General features: G+C 68.0%; 1 protein-coding gene. It reads right to left on the bottom strand.

What is annotated here, in order from left to right:
* Nucleotides 1-463: glycoside hydrolase family 5 protein (locus AC2JF9_RS09005; protein WP_500727081.1), on the bottom strand; the 463-nt coding region annotated here is incomplete at both ends.

The following is a 463-nucleotide window of genomic DNA, read 5'->3' as shown; positions in this document are numbered from 1 at the left end:
GGCGGTGCGTGCCCGCATAGAAATGGAGCGTGTAGGCGAGATTGACGTCGTCGAGCGGGTCGGCCGCGGCCTCGTCCACGTCCTGCGACCAGCTGCGCGTGCCGGCGACGATCAAATTGTCGGGATCGTGTGCCCGGATCGCCGCGATCACCCGGCTGTGATAGGGCTTCAGCACCGCTTTCCAGCCATGTTCCGGCAGCGGCTCGTTATAGGGCTCGTAGATGAGGCCCGGATAGGCGCCGTACTTGCGCGCGATGTCGCCGAAGAAGGCGGCGGCCGCCTCCGGCTCCGGCTGGTGCGCGTGCCAGTCGACGATGACGTAGATGCCTTCCGCGATCGCGGCGTCGATCACCGCCTCCACCTTGGCGCGCTCCCTTTCCGGATGCTGCATGTAGCCGCCGGAATGGACCGCGAGCGCCGCGCGGACGACGTTCGCTTCCCAGTCGCGGTGCAGCCAGCGCAC

Source organism: Lactobacillus sp. C449L (assembly GCF_059900815.1).
Note: the sequence above shows the minus strand (reverse complement) of the source record. Positions and strands in the feature narration are given on the sequence as shown.